The sequence below is a fragment of the Streptomyces angustmyceticus genome (genome assembly GCF_019933235.1).
GTDB classification, from domain to species: Bacteria; Actinomycetota; Actinomycetes; order Streptomycetales; family Streptomycetaceae; genus Streptomyces; species Streptomyces angustmyceticus.
This window is the reverse complement of the sequence record NZ_CP082945.1, coordinates 6,318,059-6,335,525: the sequence shown is the minus strand read 5'-3', so window position 1 is coordinate 6,335,525 and position 17,467 is coordinate 6,318,059. Positions and strand designations below refer to the sequence as shown.

At 73.8% G+C, this 17,467-nt stretch carries 11 protein-coding genes; 3 read left to right on the top strand and 8 right to left on the bottom strand.

Translation table 11 applies throughout. The features are described from left to right. Positions 1-114: 114 nt before the first annotated feature. From K7396_RS28245 to K7396_RS28235, 3 genes are all read right to left on the bottom strand, one after another. Positions 115-2,244: a tetratricopeptide repeat protein gene (locus K7396_RS28245; protein ID WP_223660222.1), complete on the bottom strand. Its 2,130-nt coding sequence runs from the start codon at positions 2,242-2,244 to the stop codon at positions 115-117. A gap of 170 nt (positions 2,245-2,414) precedes the next feature. Then, complete coding sequence (locus K7396_RS28240) at positions 2,415-3,041, bottom strand: NUDIX domain-containing protein (RefSeq protein ID WP_086720147.1); 627 nt, start codon at positions 3,039-3,041, stop codon at positions 2,415-2,417. A 97-nt stretch (positions 3,042-3,138) separates the two neighbouring features. Further along, positions 3,139-4,794: a CTP synthase gene (locus K7396_RS28235; RefSeq protein ID WP_086720148.1), complete on the bottom strand. Its 1,656-nt coding sequence runs from the start codon at positions 4,792-4,794 to the stop codon at positions 3,139-3,141. 474 nt (positions 4,795-5,268) lie between these two features. Here K7396_RS28235 and K7396_RS28230 point away from each other — a divergent pair, with 474 nt between their 5' ends. Continuing rightward, positions 5,269-7,080, top strand: a complete 1,812-nt coding sequence (locus K7396_RS28230) for a glycoside hydrolase family 15 protein (RefSeq protein ID WP_086720149.1) — start codon at positions 5,269-5,271, stop codon at positions 7,078-7,080. A 73-nt stretch (positions 7,081-7,153) separates the two neighbouring features. On the opposite strand, the gene K7396_RS28225 is transcribed toward K7396_RS28230, so the two are convergent. Next, positions 7,154-8,368 carry a beta-1,3-glucanase family protein gene (locus K7396_RS28225; RefSeq protein ID WP_086720150.1) on the bottom strand — a complete coding sequence of 405 codons (1,215 nt, stop codon included), beginning with the start codon at positions 8,366-8,368 and terminating at the stop codon, positions 7,154-7,156. A 224-nt stretch (positions 8,369-8,592) separates the two neighbouring features. On the opposite strand from K7396_RS28225, the gene K7396_RS28220 reads away from it, so the two are divergent. Continuing rightward, the gene (locus K7396_RS28220) at positions 8,593-9,681 is read left to right on the top strand and encodes a LacI family DNA-binding transcriptional regulator (RefSeq protein ID WP_152105025.1); all 1,089 of its coding nucleotides are present in this window, start codon (positions 8,593-8,595) and stop codon (positions 9,679-9,681) included. Between the two features lie 149 nt (positions 9,682-9,830). Continuing rightward, positions 9,831-11,462 carry a PucR family transcriptional regulator gene (locus K7396_RS28215; protein ID WP_086719253.1) on the top strand — a complete coding sequence of 544 codons (1,632 nt, stop codon included), beginning with the start codon at positions 9,831-9,833 and terminating at the stop codon, positions 11,460-11,462. 41 nt (positions 11,463-11,503) lie between these two features. Here the strand turns inward: K7396_RS28215 and K7396_RS28210 are convergent, their stop codons facing one another. The 4 genes from K7396_RS28210 to K7396_RS28195 form a co-directional block, all read right to left on the bottom strand. Then, positions 11,504-12,667 carry a glycosyltransferase family 4 protein gene (locus K7396_RS28210; RefSeq protein ID WP_152105024.1) on the bottom strand — a complete coding sequence of 388 codons (1,164 nt, stop codon included), beginning with the start codon at positions 12,665-12,667 and terminating at the stop codon, positions 11,504-11,506. 413 nt (positions 12,668-13,080) lie between these two features. Continuing rightward, a complete protein-coding gene (locus tag K7396_RS28205) occupies positions 13,081-13,869 on the bottom strand; it encodes a hypothetical protein (RefSeq protein ID WP_152105023.1) in 789 nt (262 codons plus the stop codon). A gap of 86 nt (positions 13,870-13,955) precedes the next feature. Next, positions 13,956-15,146: an LCP family protein gene (locus K7396_RS28200; protein ID WP_086717439.1), complete on the bottom strand. Its 1,191-nt coding sequence runs from the start codon at positions 15,144-15,146 to the stop codon at positions 13,956-13,958. 91 nt (positions 15,147-15,237) lie between these two features. Then, positions 15,238-17,334 (bottom strand): bifunctional polysaccharide deacetylase/glycosyltransferase family 2 protein, encoded by a 2,097-nt coding sequence (locus K7396_RS28195; RefSeq protein WP_086717438.1) that lies wholly within the window; start codon positions 17,332-17,334, stop codon positions 15,238-15,240. Positions 17,335-17,467: the final 133 nt, after the last annotated feature.

Genomic DNA, 17,467 nt, shown 5'->3' with positions numbered 1-17,467 from the left:
TGCATGACGGAACTGACCGCGCCGAACGCGGCCCGGCCAGTCTATTGAAGGAGCTCTCGTTGTCTAGCCTTGCAAAGCATTAATTCTCGCGAGAAGCACTACCGATTTCGCAGGTCACTCGGAGTGATCTTCGAGGAGTCGCTCCCCCACGGCCCGATGGAGCCGTGCGGCTGCCGGATCTCCGAGCCGGTCGAGGGTGTCCGCAATCCGTAGCTGCAGTGCCGCCTCCAGTCGTCCGTCGCCCGCCTTCCGGGCGATGCCGAGGGCCTCCAGGCAGGTCCGCAGCGCCTCCTCGGGCCGTCCCGCGTACTCCTGCACCCGGGCCACCTCGCCGGTCGCCCGCGCCTGACCCGCCACGTCGCCGGTCCTGCGGTACGTGCCGACCGCCGCCCGCCACGCCTTGAGCGCCTCGCCCCACCGGCCCGCGTAGGTGTGCGCCCCGCCGATCCGGCCCTGCAGCCGCGCCGCGTCCCCGCTCTCGCCGCGGGCCAGCCGTAGCTCCAGCGCCCGGCCGTACCAGTCGGCGGCCCGCTGCCAGTCGCCCAGCGCGGTGTACGTACCGCCGAGCGACTCCAGTGCCCGCCCGGTCGCGACCGGGTCCTGCACCGAGCGGGCCGCCTCCAGCGCCCCCCGGTAGCGGGTCAGCGCCTGGGCGGTGCGGCCGGCCTGCCCGTCCAGGTCCGCGAGGTTCAGCAGGGCGGCCGCCTTCTCCCGCGGCAGCTCGCGCCGCTCGGCGACCTGGAGGACGAGTCCGTGCAGCGCGTAGAGGTCCGGCGCGGCGGCCTCGGGGCCCTGGTGCACGAGCAGGGTCCGGGTCAGCGCGGCCATCAACCGCCGGTCCAGGGTGTCGAGTTCACCGTCCGCGACGGCGATCCTGGCGGCGTCGAGCAGCGCGCCGCGGCGGCTGCGCAGCCAGTGCGCGGCGGCGCCCCGGGAGCAGAAGCGCAGCGAGCGCGGCAGTCCGTCGACCTTCTCCCGGGCGGGGGAATCGGCCGGTTCGCCCATCGCCCGGCAGGACTGGAGCAGCCGTACGGTCCGCTCCAGCATCCGGGCGCGGGCGAGCTGGATGTCGGCGGGGCGCTCGTGTTCCCGCAGCAGTTCGCGCGCCAGCGGGTCGAGGCAGCCGGGCAGCCGGTACCGGGGGCGCAGGGCCGGGTCGGGCGCGCCGGTGCCGGCGTCCGCGGCGGGGGCCTCGTCGTCCTCGGGGGCGACCGGGCGCAGCAGGCCGAGCGCCGTGAAGTCGGCGAGCGTCGTGGCGGCCGCCGCCACCGAGCAGCCGGCCAGGGCGGAGGCGATGTGCGCGTCCACCAGACCGCCCGGCGCCAGGGTGATCAGCCGCAGTATGCGGGCGGCGGGCGCCGGCAGCGCGTCGTGGGCGAGCCGGAAGGCGCGGAACAGCGGGCGGGCGCCGGTCGGCAGGTCCGGGGGCAGGTCGACGGCGCGCAGCGCCTGGTACAGGTCGGCGACGGAGGACTTGGGGCGGGCGGCGAGCCAGGCCCCGGCCAGCACCAGCGCGGCGGGCTGGCCGCCGCACTCCTCGGCGACGCTGTCGGCGGTGCGCGGGTCGACGGTGATCCGGGTCGGCCCGGCGTAGCGGCTGAGCAGTTCGACGCCGGCCGCGCTGTCCAGGCCGCCCAGGGCGCACGGCCGGACGTCGGGGATGCCGGTCAGCGGCCCCTGCGAGACCACCACGACCAGGCAGTCGGGGGCGTCGGGGAGCAGCGGTTCCACCTGTTCGGCGCCGGGTGCGTCGTCCAGGAAGAGCAGCGCGCGGCGCCCGGCGAGGGCTTCGCGCAGCTGCTCGGCCAGCTCGTCCTCGGCGGCGCCGGGCGGGGCGTCGGCGCCGAGCGCGGCCAGCAGGTCGCGCGCGGTGCGGCCGGTGTCGGCCGGTTCGCCGCCCGGCCCGGTCAGCGTGGCCCGCAGCACGCCGTCGGGGTGGCCGTCCGCCAGCTCCCGCAGCAGTTCCTCGGCGAGGGCCGTGCGGCCGGAGCCGGGGCGGCCGGCGATCAGCAGCACCCGGCTGCGGGTGCCCTTGCGGCCGGAGAGGGTGTCCAGACCGGCCCGGGCGATGTCGGCGTGCAGCTCCTTGAGCTCGCGGCGGCGGCCGGTGAACCCGGTGGTGGAGTGGCGGGCGGAGGCGCCGTCCGCGCGGGGCCCCGGCGCCCGCTGTCCGGGTGCCGCCGTGACCGGCCCTTCCGCCATCCCGGGCGGGAGGTGCCCCCCGCCCACCGCCTGGTCCGTCACCGGTCACGCTCCCGTCCACCTGCGCATATGCGTCCGCCACGGGGACGGAACGCTGCCGAGCGTAGTTCACGGGCCGTCACCTCCCCTGCAGAGCGGGGCGGTTGCGTCACCCGATCGGATCGGCCGATCATCCGACCGGCTCCCGGTGGCGGAGCGGCGGGCCCGGCGGCTCAGGCCTCGAAGGGGCGGGCCGGCCACGGGGCGTCGGCCGGCCGCAGCGCGTCCAGGCCCGCGCCGCCGCGGGCGGCGCTCAGCGCCAGCACGCCCACGACCAGGCAGTTGTTGTGCAGCTCACCGGCGAGGACGAGGCGGACCAGCTCGTCGTGCGGTACCCGGGCCAGCTCCATGTCGGCCTCCTCCTCGGAGACCTCGAACCGCTCCCCCTCGGCCTCGGAGAGGCCCCGGGCGAGGAAGATCCGTACGGCCTCGTCGCAGCCGCCGGGCGTGGTGTAGACATCGGTCAGCACCCGCCAGTCGGCGGCCTTGACGTGGGCCTCCTCGTACAGCTCGCGCTGCGCCCCGTGCAGCGGGTTCTCCCCGGGGACGTCGAGCAGCCCGGCGGGGATCTCCCACAGCTTCTGCCGCACGGGGTGGCGGTACTGGCGCAGCACCAGCACCCGGTCCTCGTCGTCGAGGGCGAGGACGGCCACCGAACCCGGGTGGACCTGGTAGTCGCGGGTGACGGTGCTGCCGTCCGGCATGACGACCTCGTCGGTGCGCACGCTGGTCTTGTTCCCGGTGAACGGGGTCCTGGACGCGATGACCGTCCACTCCTCGGGGGTGTCCTTGATCGTCATGGCGCGTCCTCCTGTGTGTCGCCTGAACCAACGCAGAAACCGGGGCACGGCCTCCGAAGAGGCCGTACCCCGGCAACCGTATCCGCCGCGGTGTCCCTTACTTCGCGGTGCCCGTCTTGCGCGCGACCGCGGCCTTCACCAGCCCGGCGAAGAGCGGGTGCGGGCGGGTCGGGCGGGAGCGCAGCTCGGGGTGCGCCTGGGTGGCGACGAGGTAGGGGTGCACCTCGCGCGGGTACTCGACGTACTCGACGAGCTTGTTGTCCGGGGAGGTGCCGGAGAACTGCAGCCCGGCCTTCTTCTCCAGCTCACCGCGGTAGGCGTTGTTGACCTCGTAGCGGTGGCGGTGGCGCTCCTCGACGTAGGGCTGGTCGTCGTAGACCTCGCGGACGATGGAGCCCTCGGCGAGCTTGGCCGGGTACATGCCCAGCCGCATCGTGCCGCCCATGTCGCCCTCACCCGCGACGATGTCCATCTGCTCGGCCATCGTGGAGATCACCGGGTCGGCGGCGGCCGGGTCGAACTCGGTGGAGTTCGCGCCCTCGATGCCGGCCAGGTTGCGGGCCGCCTCGATGACCACGCACTGCAGGCCCAGGCACAGGCCGAGCAGCGGGAGCTTGTTCTCCCGGGCGTAGGTGATCGCGCCGACCTTGCCGTCCACGCCGCGGTCGCCGAAGCCGCCGGGGATGCAGACCGCGTCGCAGTCGGCGAGCTGCTCGGCGGCGCCGGCCGGGGTCTTGCAGTCGTCGGAGGTGACCCACTTGAGCTTCACGCGGGTGCGGTTCGCGAAGCCGCCGGCCCGCAGCGCCTCGGTGACCGAGAGGTAGGCGTCCGGCAGGTCGATGTACTTGCCGACCAGCGCGACCTTGACCTCGTGGTCGGGGTTGTGGACGCGGTCGAGCAGGTCCTCCCACTGGGTCCAGTTCACGTCGCGGAACGGGAGGTCCAGCTTCCGTACGACGTAGGCGTCCAGGCCCTCGGTGTGCAGCACCTTGGGGATGTCGTAGATCGACGGGGCGTCGATCGCGGCGACGACCGCGGCCTCGTCGACGTCGCACATCAGCGAGATCTTGCGCTTGATCGCGGTGGGCACCTCGCGGTCGGCGCGCAGCACGATCGCGTCGGGCTGGATGCCGATGTTGCGCAGCGCGGCGACCGAGTGCTGGGTCGGCTTGGTCTTCAGCTCACCGGAGGGGCCGATGTAGGGGAGCAGCGAGATGTGCACGACGAAGACGTTGTCCCGGCCGACCTCGTGGCGGACCTGGCGGACGGTCTCCAGGAACGGCAGCGACTCGATGTCGCCGACGGTGCCGCCGACCTCGGTGATGACGACGTCGACGTCCTCGGTCGCCATCCGCCGGATGCGGTGCTTGATCTCGTTGGTGATGTGCGGGATGACCTGCACGGTGTCGCCGAGGTACTCGCCGCGCCGCTCCTTGGCGATCACGGTGTTGTAGACCTGGCCGGTGGTCACGTTCGCGGAGCCGTCGAGGTCGACGTCCAGGAACCGCTCGTAGTGGCCGATGTCCAGGTCGGTCTCGGCGCCGTCGTTGGTGACGAAGACCTCACCGTGCTGGAACGGGTTCATCGTTCCCGGGTCGACGTTCAGGTACGGGTCGAGCTTCTGCATCGTGACCCGCAGACCGCGCGCCTTGAGGAGAGCACCCAGGCTGGAGGCGGTGAGCCCCTTGCCGAGAGAGGAGGCGACGCCCCCGGTGACGAAGAGGTGCTTGGTCGTCGTGGATTTGGGCGGCATGGCCAAGAGGGAGCTCCCGTGGTCGCGAGGTGGAGAGGTGCGAAGCGGCATGGGACCTGGGATTCAGGGGTGCCGTCGCTGCGGTTCGGGGGTGCCGTGACGTCTGCTGGGTCCCACCGGTCCACGGGGTACCAGGCTATCAGCGACCGGGCATGGTCGTGCCCTCCGCACGGCGGAACCTGGAAGTGATGGTTCCGGATGACGCTGTCACGTGACGGAGGCCACCCGTTTGGACCGCTTCACTCGTCGCGAGGGTCGCGCGGATCACCCACGTGCGTCGTATCCTGCTCGGACATTCGCGACGAGCCGTCCGGGAAGGCACCACCCTCCCCCAGCCACCGCTGGTCGGTGCCCCCAGCTACCGCTGGTCGGTGCCCCGGCCCGATTTCCGGTCCCGCTGCTCGGCGACGTTTCATGGGCAGGACGGACAGACCACAACGTCCCATGGGGGGCGTGACTCCAGTTCGACGGGAGATGCACGTGGCCGGGCGCATCGAGGACTACGCACTCATCGGCGATATGCAGACCGCCGCTCTAGTGTGCAGGGACGGCACAGTCGACTGGCTGTGCCTGCCCCGCTTCGACTCCCCGGCGGTCTTCGCAGGGCTGCTGGGCACGGAGGAGCACGGATTCTGGCGGATGGGGCCGGTCAACGGTCCCGGGGGCCGGCCCGCACCGGCCGACCGCCGGCGCTACCGGGGCGATTCGCTCGTCCTGGAATCGGAGTGGGACACCCCGCGCGGCACGGTCCGCGTGATCGACTTCATGCCGCCGCGCGACGGGGCGCCGCAGCTGATCCGCATCGTGGAAGGCGTCAGCGGCCGGGTTCCGATGCGCTCGGAGCTGCGGATGCGGTTCTCCTACGGCTGGGTCGTGCCCTGGGTGCACAAGGTGGACGACCGTACGGTCGCGGTGGCGGGCCCCGATTCGGTGTGGCTGGACACCGAGGCGGAGACCTACGGCAAGGACCTGACGACGTTCTCCGACTTCACGGTCTCGCCGGGTGAGCGGATCGCGTTCACGATCAGCTGGGAGCCCTCCCACAAGCCGCCGCCGGCCGTCGCGGAGCCCGAGGCGTCGCTGGAGGCGACCGAGGAGTTCTGGCGCGAGTGGGTCGAGCACTGCACGTACCACGGCCCCTACCGCGACGCGGTGGTGCGCTCGCTGATCACGCTCAAGGCGCTGACGTACGCGCCGACCGGCGGGATCGTGGCGGCCCCGACGACCTCGCTGCCGGAGTGCCTGGGCGGCGTGCGCAATTGGGACTACCGCTTCACCTGGCTCCGGGACGCCGCGATCACCCTCTCGTCCCTGCTGCGCACCGGCTACCGCGAGGAGGCGCGGGCCTGGCGGGAGTGGCTGCTGCGGGCGGTGGCCGGCGATCCGGAGAACCTGCAGATCATGTACGGCATCGCCGGTGAGCGGGAGTTGGGCGAGAACGAGCTCGACTGGCTTCCCGGATACGAGAATTCGCGTCCGGTGCGGGTCGGCAACGGCGCCGCCGGGCAGCTCCAGCTCGATGTCTACGGCGAGGTCACCGAGGCGCTTCACCTGGCGCACATGACGGGCCTGGCGCGCAACGACTACGCCTCGGTGCTCCAGCTCAAGCTGATCCAGTGGGTGGAGAAGCACTGGGACGAGCCGGACGAGGGCATCTGGGAGGTCCGCGGCCCGCGCCGGCACTTCGTGCACTCCAAGGTCATGACCTGGGTCGCGGTCGACCGGACGGTCAAGCTGATCGAGTCCGGGGACGTCGACGGGCCGCTGGAGCGCTGGAAGGACCTGCGCGAGACCATCCACCGGGACGTCTGCGAGAACGGCTACGACAAGGAACGCAACACCTTCACCCAGTCCTACGGCTCGCAGGAGCTGGACGCCTCGCTGCTGCTGATCCCGCAGATGGGGTTCCTGCCGCCGGACGACAAGCGCGTCATCGGCACGATCGAGGCGATCCAGCGGGAGCTGTCCACCGAGGACGGGTTCGTGCTGCGCTACCCGACGTCCGGCGCCGACGACCTCGGGGTGGACGGCCTGGAGGGCGAGGAAGGGGCCTTCCTGGCGTGTTCGTTCTGGCTCGCCGACGACCTCGCGATGATCGGCCGGGTCGACGAGGCCCGCAAGCTCTTCGAGAAGCTGCTCTCGCTCCGCAACGACCTGGGACTGCTCGCCGAGGAGTGGGACCCCAAGGCCCAGCGGCAGGTGGGCAACTTCCCGCAGGCGTTCAGCCACGTTCCGCTGATCGACACGGCGCTGCGGCTGACGGCCAGCGGGGCCTACGGGGGTTAGCGCCCTCTCCGGGGCGCCGGCCTCTGGGCGTTCCGTGGTGCCGTCCGGGTTTCCGGACGGCACCTTTTCGCTGTCAGAACGGGGTCAGGGTGAGGGTGATCTCCCGCGGCGCGCCGTCCTCGATGTACGAGGCGAAGCCGGCCACGTCGTCGAAGGCGAAGCCGTAGGCCCTGCCGTCCCGCGTCGCGGCGTGCATGGCCTTGGCGTAGTGGTTGGTCAGCCGCTGCCGGTAGAAGGCGGCCGGGTCGGTGGCGGGCTGCCGTGCCTGAGAGGTGAGGGTGGAGCGGTTGAGGGCGGCGCCCAGGACGGCGGCGACCGGGCCGCGGGCTCCATCGTTGGGGGCCGCGAGGGTGCCGTCGCAGAAGAGGACGTCGCGGGTGGACGGCTTGTCGAAGGAGACCGGGCCGGCGGGCGCGGCCGCTCGGCCCACGGCGCCCCGGGGGCCGGTGAAGGAGAGCGTGCCGCCGCTGACCCGGCCGGTGAAGGTGCCGGCGTCGGTGGTGACGGTCAGGTCCTTGCCCGCGTAGGCGGACCATGCCTCGTCGATGGCCGGGGCGAAGTAGTCCTTGTCGAAGAGCCCGGTGTCGAGACCGTGGCCGGGGGCGATCACGCGCTTGTCGCCGATGACCAGGCGGTCGAAGCCCTCGGCGGCCTTGACGTCGGAGAAGACCGTGGCGCGGGCACCGTCCTTCAGCGTGCCGGTGGTCTGTTCCGCGGCGCCGGTGAGCGTGATGGCGAGCGGGACGCTGAACATGTCGACCATCGTGGTGTTGCAGTACATCCCGCCGGAGTTGTAGGTGAACTCCGCGCAGTCGTGGAGGACGTCGTAGTTGGGGTCGGACGGGACCCAGCCCGCCGGGTAGGCGAGCGCGGCCTTCCCGTTGCCGTCCTCGACCGCCTTGAACTTGAGCCTGCCGCCCAGCGCGGTGTAGATCCGGCCGGACATCCGCGGCAGTCGGAGGGTGGTGGTGCCGCTCGCGGCGAGCGGGATCGCGTAGTCGGTGTAGCCGTCCGGGCCGTTGTCGGCGAGCGCGACGGGCCGGAGTGCGCCGTCCGGGGTGACGTGCACCTGCTGGGTGCCGTCGTTGCCGACGATGTAGATCCAGACCGAGGAGTTGGCGTAGGCGCCGGAGTGGTTGACGAGGTGCAGGGGCATCCCGTCGGCGGCCCGGCCGGACCGGGCGGCGGAAGCAGGGGCAGGAGCGCCGAGGGCATGGCCGGCCAGGCCGAATCCGGAGGCGGCGGTACCGACGGCGAGTCCGCCGAGCAGGCTGCGGCGAGTGATCACGAGGCGGCTCCTCGCGGGGCGGGGCGCCGGGACGGCCGGACGGTGCGGGACGGGGCGGGGCCGCCGAAGTCCGTGTATCTCATGCTCATGACATTCTTTCCTGGCAGTGGGGGGTGGGGAGTTCCGTGGAGCCAGTCAGCGTGAGAGCGCTCTCATGTCGTGCGCCGTGAACCCTGCCCACTCGACCGAACACCGTCACGTCACCGTGAAGAAAAAGGAGTTGAATGGTGCCTGAGCCGAACGGTCCGCGCCCGACGCTGGAGGCGGTCGCCGCGCTCGCCGGGGTCTCGCGGGCCACGGTCTCCCGCGTGGTCAACGGCGGTGCGGGCGTACGGGACGAGGTCCGCGAACGCGTCCGCGAGGCGGTGGCCGAACTGGGCTACGTCCCCAACAGCGCGGCCCGCTCCCTGGTCACCCGCCGCACGGGAGCGGTCGCCGTGGTCATCGCGGAGCCCGAGACCCGGGTCTTCAGCGACCCGTTCTTCGGGCGCCAACTGCGGGGCATCAGCCGCGAGCTGGCCGGCGCCGACACCCAGCTCCTGCTGATGTTCGTCGAGCACCGCACCGACTACGACCGCATCGGCCGCTACCTGTCGGCCGGGCACGTCGACGGCGCGCTGATGTTCTCGCTGCACCGCGACGACCCGCTGCCCGCCATGGCCGAGCGGGCCGGCCTGCCCACCGTCTACGGCGGCCGGCCCGACTGGGCGGGCGCCGGCCGCGCGCCCCGGCCGCTGTACGTCGACACCGACAACCGCGACGGCGCCCGCCAGGCCGTACGCCACCTCCTCGGCCGCGGCCGGCGCCGGATCGCCGTGATCACCGGGCCGCTCGACCAGACCTCGGCGGTGGACCGCCTCGACGGTTACCGCGAGGCGCTCGGCACACCGGAGCCGGACCCGCGGCTGATCGCGGACGGCGGGTTCACCGCGCAGGGCGGCGAGCGCGCCATGGCCGAACTCCTCGACGCCGCACCGGACCTGGACGCCGTCTTCGCCTGCTCCGACCTGATGGCGAACGGCGCGCTGCGCACGCTCCGGGCCCGTGGGCGCCGGGTGCCGGACGACGTGGCGGTGGTCGGCTACGACGATCTGGAGCCGGCCACCTGGGCCGATCCGCCGCTGACCACGGTGCGCCAGGACGTGGAGGAGATGGGGCGGCTGATGGCCCGGTTGCTGCTGCGGCTCCTGGACCCGCGGAAGGCCGAGGGGGCGGACGGGGGCGCCGGGGCGGGGCAGGTGCCGGGGGACGGTCCCGGCGGACTCGCTCCGGTGATCACGGGGGCCCGGCTGGTGGTGCGGGAATCGACGTGAGGGCGGCCGGTGGCGGCGGGCCCGTCGGCCGCCGGGGTCCTGGCGCCGCCGGGCGCGGGCGGGCGGGGCGGCGAGGGGACGGGCCGACGCGGCAGCAGGAACCGGACCGCGCGGCTCCGGATAGCGGACTACGGGTACCGTTCCACGCCATGGGGCCGGAAGCGAAGATCGAAGCCGAGATCACGGTACGCAGGGCGCTGGAGCTGCCGGCGCTGCGACGCGGCCTGCCGGAGGTGCTGGCCGGCGCCGACCGGCTGGACCGCCCGGTGCGCTGGGTGCACGCGGGCGAGGTCCCGCACATCGCCTCGCTGCTCAAGGGCGGCGAACTGCTGCTGACCACCGGGCTCGGGCTGGGCGCCCGGCCCTCCGAACAGCGCGCCTTCATCCGCAAGCTCGCGGACCGCGAGATCGCCGCGCTCGTCGTGGAGCTGGGTTCCCGCTTCGAATCCCTGCCGGCCGCACTCGTCGACGCGGCCCGGGACTGCGGCCTGCCGCTGATCCAGCTGCACCGCGAGGTCCCCTACGTCACGGTCACCGAGGCGATCCACACCGAGATCATCAACAGCCACTACGCGCTGCTGCGGCGCGCCGACGAGATCCTGCGGCGCTGTACGGACGTGCTGCTGCGCGGCGGCGGCGCCCCCGAGGTGCTCCGGCTGCTCGCCGACTTCACCGGCAACCCGCTCTGCCTGGAGACCCCCGACGGCAGCCCCCTCTACGCCGCGGGCCCGGACACCGGCGACGGCGGCCCGGCGGACGCCGACCCGCTGCTGGCCTGGGAGGGCCTGCGCGACACCGGCGTCCGCATCGACGTCCCCGGCGGCGGCCCCGGCCCCGACGCGGTCCGCGCCCGCCTCGTCCTGCTGCCCGTCAACGCCCCGCTGGCCCCGGTGCACCGGATCGCCGCCGAGCGGGCGGCCGACCTTCTCGCCGTCGTCATGCTCCAGTCCCGCCAGGAGGAGGTGCTCGCCGCCCGGGGCCGCGGCGACTTCCTCGCGGACCTGGCGGAGGGCCGGATCTCCGCGGCGGAGGCGCCCGGCCAGGCCCGCCTGCTGGGCTTCCGCCCCGGCACGGAACCGGTGCTCCCGGTGGTGATGCGGCTGCCCGCCGGGCTGCCCTCCCCCGGCGGCTGGGCGCTGCTCGCCCAGGCCCTGCGCGAGGAACTCGCCGCCCCCGGGGTGCCGGTGCTCCTCGGCGTGCGCCCCGTGGAGGGCCGGGTCCCGCTGCTCGTCGCGCTGCGCGCGGGCCAGGACCGTGAGGCGCTCGCCGACCGGATCGCCGCGGCACTGCGCGCCGGGGTCGTCCGCGCCGGCCTGGACCGGCCGGCCGCCCCCCGCCCGGTGGTCGTGGTCGGCACCCCGGGCGACTGGGCGGCGGCGGGCCCCGGCCTGCGGCACGCGGCGGAGGCGGCGGCCGCGGCCCAGGGGCTGCCGGAAGCACCCTGGTACGACGCGCGCCGCCTGGACATCGAGCTGTTGCTGTGGCGGATGCGCGAACACGGCGAGCAGGGGGTGCTCACCGACTTCGTGGAGCGCGCCATCGGGCCGCTGCTCGCCCATGACCGCGGCGCCCGGCAGCCGCTGCTGCCGACGCTGGAGGCCTATCTGGCCAGCGCGGGCCGCAAGGCGGAGACCGCCCGCGACCTGAACGTGAACCGGCAGACGCTGTACGACCGGCTGGCCCGCATCGCGCAGTTGCTGGGCACGGACCTGGACGATCCCCAGACGGTCCTGGGCCTGCGGCTGGCCCTGCGCGCCAGGCGCCATACGGACCACCCGTAGGGCCCCCGCCCCGGCCTGACCTGCCCGGCCGGCCGGGCAGGTCAGGCCGGCTGCGCCGGCTGGGTCAGTTCGTCGTAGACGCTGAGGACCTGGGTGACGGTGTCGTTCTCGCTGGGCCAGCCGGCCGCCTGGGCGCGGCCCGCCGCGGCGAGGGCGTCCCGCCGTACGGGGTCGGCGAGCAGCGCGAGGACCGCACGGGCCAGCGCGGCGGCGTCGCCGTACCGCACCAGTTCCGCGGCCGGGCCGACCAGTTCGCGGGTGCCTCCGGTGTCGGTGGCGACCAGCGGCACCCCCGCGCGCAGCGCCTCCTGGGCGATCAGCGAACGGGCCTCCCACCTGCTGGGCAGCACCACCAGGTCGGCGGCGGAGAGGAGTTCGGGGACGTCGTCGCGGCGGCCGAGCAACTGGACGGGCAACTGCTCGGCGTCGATGCGCCGCTGCAGCGCGGCCCGCTGCTCGCCCTCCCCCGCGATGGCGACCAGCGGCTGCGGATCGAGCGCGCACCAGGCGTGTGCCGCGTCCAGCAGCAGGTCGTGCCCCTGACTCGGGTCGAGCCGGCCGACCACGAGCAGCAACGGGCGGTCCACCGCGCCCAGTTCGGCCCGTTCCTTGCGACGCATCCGGTCGTGGCTCTCGGGCTCGGCCGCAGCGCCGCCCGGCCGGGGGCGCGGAATCGCGACGGGCGCGAGCCGGGCATCGCGCGCTCCCCGCTCACGCGCCCGGTCCACGAGGTCGGAACAGGCCCCCAGGACCACGGCGGCCGCCCGCGCCACCCGCCGCTCCATGAGATGCACCAGGCCGGCCCGCGCGCCCTCGATGTGCGCCTTGGTGTGCCAGGTGATGACCAGCGGGACCCGCCGTCCGCCCCGGGGGCCGCGCAGTCCGCGGAGCGCCATCGAGGCCCGCAGCCCGGCCCGCAGCCCGTGCGCGTGGACGAGGTCGGCGTCCCAGCAGGCGCTGCGCAGCGCGGCCACGCTCGCCGGGTCCGTCCGCGGCGGGACGTACACGAACCGCGCGCCCGAGCCGGTGAAGTCGTAGGCGTCCTCGGTCTCCTGCGTGGCGCAGACGGTCACCCGCACCCCGCGGGCCACGAGCCCTTCGGCCAGCGAGCGGACGTGCGCCGCGCTGCCGGCACTGCCGTGTCCCAGCACCTGGACCGTGCGCAGCGGCGACAGCCCGTGCGCCGAGGTCGGGGTGCTGATCACGTGGTCGGGGCTCCTGGGTCGGGGGCGGGACGGTCCGTACCGGCGGGTCGGTCCGTTTGCTGCGGGGTGCGGCCTCGCGTGCGGGCGTTCGCCCGTCTGTCCGGCAGGGCGGTCAGGACGGGGCGAGCACGCCCGAGTCCGCGCACCGCGCCCAGGATGCCAGTCCGGCGACGTCAATTCGGCACCGTCGGCCCGCCGTTCCGGTGGGAAGTCTCACCCCGGCGCCCACCAGATCACCCACATGGGCGACAAACCGCCCGCGCGGGTTAACGGCTCGTTCGAGTGAGTCCACCTCCGGGGGTGCGCGTGCGCCGGAGCAAGGGGCGTGTGCGCCGCCGTCGGGAGCGCGAGAGGTTTGTCCGGATCGGCCAGATACGGGGAGGGAGGTGGTGTCGGGGGCGGGCCGGGCGGCCTCAGAGCGCCGCTGCCGTCCGGCTGACGCGGTCCCCGGCGGCCGCGGCGGCGACCAGGGCCGCGGCGTGTGCGGCCAGCCCGCGGCGGCCGTTGCCCGTGACGATGGCGACGCCGAGGGCCGCGCCGAGAGCGTGCGCCCCGGCGTCCCCGAGCATCGTGCGCTCCCCCAGGTCGTCGCCGATGACGGCTGCCGCGGCCCCCATGGGTGCCGCGGACAGCGGACCGGCCGGACCGCGGCGCAGCAGACCGGGAGCGCCGGCGGCCAGTACGGCGCCGGCCGCCCGGCCAGGCCGGACGTCCAGGAGGTTGACCAGATGGGCCGAGCCCGCGATCACCACGCCCGCCAGGAGCTTGTCGGCCGGGCGCTCCTTGAGGAAGGCCCCCGCCGCCAGGCCCGCGGCCCCGATCCCGAACAGCTTCACGGCGCCGCTGGTGACCTCTTTGTGCCGGAGCGCCGAAAGGTGGGCCCGGAATCCCCGGCGGGGGTCACCGGCACCGAACACGTCGTCGTACGCCCCGCAGCCCCCGGCGGCCAGTACGGCCAGCGCCGTGGCGGCCCGGGTCCGGGCGGGCAGCCCCGGTGCGGTGGCGGCGGCGAGCGCGGTTCCGGTGGCCGTGGCGAGCCCCGCGTGCAGGTCCACGGTTCGGCCGGCGTAGTTCTTCCGCTCCCACAGGACGGCACCGCCCGGCGGCCGCTTCCGGAGCGCCGCATGGGCGGCCCTGGTCGTCCCTGCCGCCCCCAGGAGCGCCGAGATCCGCCCGAGCACCCCGTTGCCTGCCGCCGCCATGCCGCTCCCCTCGCCCGGCACCCTGCCGCGCTCACCTCCGGTCACCCTAGGCGCGGCCCCGTCGCACCCTCTGCGGGAGGGTCGGTTCAACCCTTCGGCGCGGACGTCACCTGCTGGTCGTCGTGCAGTTCCCTGAAGAGCTTCTTCGCCCGCGGCAGGTCCCACCGCACGGCGCTGCCCTTGGGGGTCCTGACGCCGAGGCCGGAGACGGGGACGTGGAGGCGGGTGCCCTGGCCGGCCGAGACGCCCTTCATCGCTTCGAAGAGCGAGGTGAGGTTCCACAGGCTCATGCCCTTGTCGACGATGAGCGTGTCGAGGCCCGCGTTCACCGTGGGGTAGACCGTGGACGGGTTGAGCAGGGTGCCGGGTTGTGCGGCCTTGTGGGAGAGCGCGGCCAGGAACTTCTGCTGGTTTTGGCCGCGGCCGAGATCGCCCTGGGCCTCTTGGTGGCGCTGGCGGACGAAGGCGAGCGCCTCCCGGCCGTCGAGCGTGTGGCAGCCCTGTGCGAGGTTTTCGCCGGACTTCTCGTCCCTGACGGCCTTGTCCAGGCACATCGGCACACCGCCGACCGCGTCCACGATGCCGACGAAGCCCGCGAAGCCGATCTCCGTGTAGTGCCCGATGCGCAGGCCCGTGTTGTGCTCGACGGTCCGGACGAGCAGCTCGGGACCGCCCCGCGAGAACGCCGCGTTGAGCTTGTCCTTCGACGCGCCGTAGCGCTTGCCGGTTTCCGGGCGGACGTGGGGCGGGATGGTCACCCAGGAGTCGCGCGGCAGGCTCATCATGGTGGTGCCGTGGGCGCCGGTGTGCAGCAGGATCATCGAGTCGGTGCGGCGCCCCGCGTCCGCCGAGCCGCCGGTGTGCAGGTCCTTCAGCTGCTTCCCGGACAGGCCCTGGCGGCTGTCGGAGCCCACGATCAGATAGTTGGCCCCCTTGCCCGGCGCCGGCCGGCCGGTGAGCCGGCCGAGGTCGACGTCGCGCTCCAGCTTGGTGTCGGCCCAGGTGTAGGTGCCTATGGAGGTGAGCAGCGCCACGACGCCCACCAGGCCGGCGAGCCGCAGGATCCGGCGGCGCCAGGTGGGGCGGGTGGCCGCGGGCCGGGTGCTTCTGCGCCTGGGACCGCCGGGACCGCCGTAGGGGCCGGGCATCGGCCGGCCGGCGGCCGGCTGCGGCGGACGGGAGCCGGGCTGCCGCACCTGCCCCGTGACGGCACGCTCCGGCTTCCCCGCGCCACCGCCACGGTGGGCGCCGGGGGCACCGTCCAGCCAGTCACTCATGGGCGGACAGTCTGCATGCTCGCGAGCCTTTCACCAAATAGTCCGGAATTCTGCGTGACAGCGACGGGCAAGTCCGTACTGAGTGGCCCACTCACCTCGATGACAGGCTCCGGTACGCCGCCGGCTGCCCGATCTGCTGCCCCGCGGTCCCCGAGCGGTGCATCCGGTGCCACTTCAGGCGGGTGCCGAGCAGGAAGGCCACCACGGACTGGATGACCACCAGATACATCAGCTGCCGGTAGACCAGGAGCTGGAACGGCATCGCCCACAGCGACCGCAGCTTCTCGCCATCCAGCCGCAGCGCGTATCCGGCGCAGAGCAGCTGCACGAGCAGGAAGCCGCACCACACGCCGGCCGACTGCCAGGGCCCCAGGAAGAGCAGCCCGTACAGCGCGAAGATGTCGACGACCGGCGCGAACAGGGGCAGGGCGACCTGGAAGAGGACGAGGTAGCTCAGCCCGCGGCGGCCCGAGCGCCCGGCCGGGCCCAGTCTGACGACGGCCCGGCGGTGCTTCCACATGGCCTGGATCGTTCCGTAGCACCAGCGGTAGCGCTGCCGCCACAGCTGCCGCAGCGAGGTGGGCACCTCGGTCCAGGCGACGGCGGACTCCTCGTAGACCACCCGCCAGCCCGCCTGCCACAGGGCCATGGTGAGGTCGGTGTCCTCGGCGAGGGTGTCCTCGCTGACGCCGCCGACACCCATCAGCGCGTCCCGGCGGAAGGCCCCGATGGCGCCGGGGACCGTCGGCATGCACTCCAGCACCTCGAACATCCGCCGGTCGAGGTTGAACCCGAAGACGTACTCCAGGTGCTGCCACCGGCCCAGCAGCCGGCGACGGTTGCCGACTTTGGTGTTGCCGCTGACCGCACCCACCGCCGGGTGGGCGAGCGGCTGGATGAGGTGGTGGAAGGCGTCCGGTTCGAAGACGGTGTCGGCGTCGACCATGACGATGATGCCGTACCGGGCATGGGCCAGGCCGGTGTTGAGGGCTGCCGCCTTGCCCGCGTTGGTCTGCCGGATCACCTCCAATCGGGGATCGCCGATCCGCGCGGCGATGTCCGCCGTCCGGTCCGTCGACCCGTCGTCGATCACGATGACCTGTAGTCGCCGGTGGGTGGAGGCGAGCAGCGAACGGACGGTGGACTCGATGCCCGCCTCTTCGTTGTAGGCCGGGACGAGCACCGTCACCGGGTCGGTGACCTCCCGCAGCCAGGTCGATCCGGGGCGGATACGGGTCAGCCGCCGGACGTGGGTCCGGGCGAAGAACACCAGCATCGCCAGCCTCAGCAGTCCCAGTCCGCCAGCTATGGCGAGCACCCAGGCCATCGCGCTGATGAAGGCGTGCCCCAGGGCCTTGGCCCAGATCAGGGCCGTACCCGACCAGCGCTCGACGGCGGAGGCCGGGACGTCGGGCGAGGGCCGGCGTACCCCCGCCGTCACGGTGGTGAACCTGTCGGCCTTCGGGTTGTCGAGCAGTTCCTTGGAGCCCAGGTAGCCGAGGCCGTTCTGGCCGAACTGCCGGATCACGCCCTGCGAAGGGTTGCGGTACCAGCGGTCGGCGGCGACCAGGGTGTAGCCCTCCGCGCCGGCCTTCTCGGCGGCCTTCCACTCGGCGCCGCACAGGGTGTCGACCGCGGTGGTCTGCGGCATCCGCAGCAGCCTGGTGTGCAGGCCCGCGCTGCCCGCCAGCGCCTTCTGCGTGAGCGACAGCTCCAGGGAGGCGCGCAGCGGCGAGGACGCGCCCATGGCCGCGCCGGTGTAGGTGTTCGAGCCGATCTCATGGCCCTCGGCCTTGATCCGCCGCACCAGGTCCGGGTGCTCGGCCGCCTGGGCGCCGCGGAGGAAGAACGTGGCGTGGGCGTGGTGCTTGCGCAGCAGGTCGAGCAGCCGCGGCGTCCACACGGGGTCGGGCCCGCCGTCGTAGGTGAGCGCCACCGTGCGGGCCGGCACCGAGGACGAGACCGCCTTGCCGTCGTGGAACCGGAGCACCGGGCCGCCCTTGTCGACGGACCGGGGCACGGGGCTGGCGCAGTCCTTGCGGGTCTTGGCGGCGTCGACCTCGTGGGTGGTCCAGCCCTCGAAGAGCAGGGCACCGAACATCACCGGGAGCACCATGATCAGCAGCAGCCAGTGACCGCGCGGGTCGCGGGAGCGCCGGTGCCGGGCCCGGTTCGCGCGGCGTCTCACACGGCCCCCGGGCGGCCGGCGGCCGGCGCCGGTGCGGGGCGGCCGCGGACCGCACGGGTCCGGTGCGGGGCGTGTGCGACGGTGGCGAGCGGATTCACCGAGGCCCCCGTGCACCTGACGGAAGCGTCGGCGC

Excerpts from the sequence above, each read along its gene's own strand:
- K7396_RS28240 (WP_086720147.1), bottom strand. The coding sequence starts at position 3,041 with ATGACGATCAAGGACACCCCCGAGGAGTGGACGGTCATCGCGTCCAGG.
- K7396_RS28235 (WP_086720148.1), bottom strand. The coding sequence starts at position 4,794 with ATGCCGCCCAAATCCACGACGACCAAGCACCTCTTCGTCACCGGGGGC.
- K7396_RS28230 (WP_086720149.1), top strand. The coding sequence starts at position 5,269 with ATGCACGTGGCCGGGCGCATCGAGGACTACGCACTCATCGGCGATATG.
- K7396_RS28220 (WP_152105025.1), top strand. The coding sequence starts at position 8,593 with ATGGTGCCTGAGCCGAACGGTCCGCGCCCGACGCTGGAGGCGGTCGCC.
- K7396_RS28215 (WP_086719253.1), top strand. The coding sequence starts at position 9,831 with ATGGGGCCGGAAGCGAAGATCGAAGCCGAGATCACGGTACGCAGGGCG.
- K7396_RS28205 (WP_152105023.1), bottom strand. The coding sequence starts at position 13,869 with ATGGCGGCGGCAGGCAACGGGGTGCTCGGGCGGATCTCGGCGCTCCTG.
- K7396_RS28200 (WP_086717439.1), bottom strand. The coding sequence starts at position 15,146 with ATGAGTGACTGGCTGGACGGTGCCCCCGGCGCCCACCGTGGCGGTGGC.